At 57.9% G+C, this 2070-nt stretch carries 3 protein-coding genes; all 3 read right to left on the reverse strand.

Annotation, left to right across the window (positions count from 1 at the left end):
- Window positions 1-608: 608 nt before the first annotated feature.
- A complete protein-coding gene (locus tag DES52_RS22360) occupies window positions 609-914 on the reverse strand; it encodes a hypothetical protein (RefSeq protein WP_110889045.1) in 306 nt (101 codons plus the stop codon).
- Between the two features lie 269 nt (window positions 915-1183).
- Window positions 1184-1780, reverse strand: coding sequence for a hypothetical protein (locus tag DES52_RS22365; RefSeq protein ID WP_110889046.1), 597 nt, complete (start codon window positions 1778-1780; stop codon window positions 1184-1186).
- A gap of 87 nt (window positions 1781-1867) precedes the next feature.
- Window positions 1868-2070, reverse strand: a 203-nt coding sequence (locus DES52_RS23360) for a hypothetical protein (protein WP_211317989.1), incomplete at its 5' end; no start/stop codon positions are given.

Here is a 2070-nt window from a genome sequence, read left to right on the forward strand (position 1 = left end):
TCAAAGCTTGCGAGTGCGGGACGAGGTGCGGGCGGACATCTTTTTGGCGTTCACGCAGTTGGCGTGCTGCCTGATCACCTTCAAGCAGCACGCCAGGTTTTGTTAGGCGGTCTAAGCCCCTCCCAATCACGCCGAAGGGCGGGGGAGGGGCTTGGAGCAGTCACGCCGGAACGCACCGAAGAGGCGGCGAGTTGCAGCGAGATGACAGCAAACGCCAGGCGGTTCGTTCATCTGCAGTTGCCGAGCGAAGCTGGAATCAATAACGTTGGCTCGGGGACACCGCACGGCAAGTCATCGTGGCTGACGCGTCCGCCTTCGGTGAGCACGCGTACCACGACACGCGCGTGAGTGACGTTGACGCGCACGCGTTGCTCCTCGATGGCATCTCGTTCTGGGAGCGTTGCTTGACTGCCTTCCCGGCCTCCCCGTGCGCTTCGCAGGTGCGAGCGCGTCGCGACACTCTCCGCCTTGAACTCGACGCGTTCGGGAAAGCGCAGGTGAGCGGATGAACGACTTCGACCTTAGAGACGAGCTGCGCTTCACGGCGACCGTGCAGGCGTACAAGCGTGGCCTTCCCGAAGCACATTCGCCCGACCCTCTAACAGCCCTTATCGACGTACGATGACAACCCGACCCGACTTGAGTCGCTCCCCCACCTGAGAAACAAGATCACCTTCAAGGCGCCCCTCGCGTAGGTGCCCCAAAAACGAAACCATCTTGCCAGCATAGTCATTCACTCCCTGAACCTCAAATTTTACGATGTCACCCTGAACATCGCCGCGCAAAGGACCGACGAATTCATAACCTGAGCCCTGGGGAAAGTCGGCACGCAACTCCAAATCGCCTTCGAGTTGTACAGCAGTCTGCGTTAGATCGAGACGGAAGGTTGGGTATGGCGCTGCGTCCTCCAACATTGCTCCACTCCAAACACCGCTCAAGGTTGTCGAGGGGCGATCGGGTGACGAAGGTTGGCACGCCGTCAATACGAGCCCGAGGGCAAGCGTCATCGGACCTGCGGCGCGAGCGAAAAGAACTTGTATGTTGGCCAACTTTCTCATACTCCTCCCGTGATCTATGGACAGGCTTCAAAGAGAACAGAAGGTGAAGACGGGGACTCGAGGAGGGTGGGCGTGAAGCGTGACAACGCGAGGCGATGAAGCAAGCACCACGCCAAGCAGTAGGGTCATCGCCACTCGACGACACTGAAAGGGACACTTTCGAACTGAACGTCCTCGTGGAAGATGGTGATCCTCACAAGATTCCAACCGTGTCCCAAATTCATGTCGAACACATCCCGGTAAACGAGCTCACTCGACGTTCGGCACGTTTGCTCGCCCGACAAGCGGGTTGCTTCTGTCGCATACACGTACACGAACTCCTGACTGCCCGTCGTCATGATTCGGCGGTTGCGCACGTACGCGTATCGTTCGCCATTCTTCCAGATTCTTAAAACGAGACCGTTCAACTCCGCGAAGCGGGCACGCGGATTGCTTTGTTGAGCGGTACCGCCGCACGAAGGATCGATGTACGAAGAGTCGGGGTACGGTGCCGTCGGAAGCGGTAAGAGAAATTGCCCGTCCGCTTCAACGGCAACCTGTTGCTGCGGAAGGCCTTCATCGGGACGGAAACTCACGTGGAGCGGCGTCGAGTCTTGAATGGTGACTCGACCCTTGATGACAGCGGATGTGGAAGGCAACGAAACAGGGCTTGGTTGAGGGAACTGCTGGCAAGCGAGCAGCAAGGCGCCCAGGCCGATGAACAGAAAGGACTTCGAAGTCATAGTCGCACGATGATGCAACGGGCATGGCTACGGTATGACGAGTTCTGAATTCGACAGAACGCTCACGCGATCGAAGCGTTCTTGCGCTCACATCGGACATGGAAGGGGAAGTAGAGCCATAAGGCAGAATGCGATGAGTGACACGCCGATCGGCGTGTCACCTTCTTTTGCCCTGAATGAGGTGTCAAGTTCTTGAAGTGCGTCTGAAAAGCGTGCAGGACGAGATTTTCCCGTTTCATGAGGTTGGTCGACGATAGAGGTCGAGGTGATGTCCCGTGAGTCGACCCGCG

It is taken from the genome of Deinococcus yavapaiensis KR-236 (assembly GCF_003217515.1).
Classification (GTDB): domain Bacteria; phylum Deinococcota; class Deinococci; order Deinococcales; family Deinococcaceae; genus Deinococcus_A; species Deinococcus_A yavapaiensis.

Coding starts and splice junctions, on each gene's coding strand:
- DES52_RS22365 (WP_110889046.1), bottom strand. CDS start 1,780: ATGACTTCGAAGTCCTTTCTGTTCATCGGCCTGGGCGCCTTGCTGCTC.
- DES52_RS22360 (WP_110889045.1), bottom strand. CDS start 914: ATGTTGGAGGACGCAGCGCCATACCCAACCTTCCGTCTCGATCTAACG.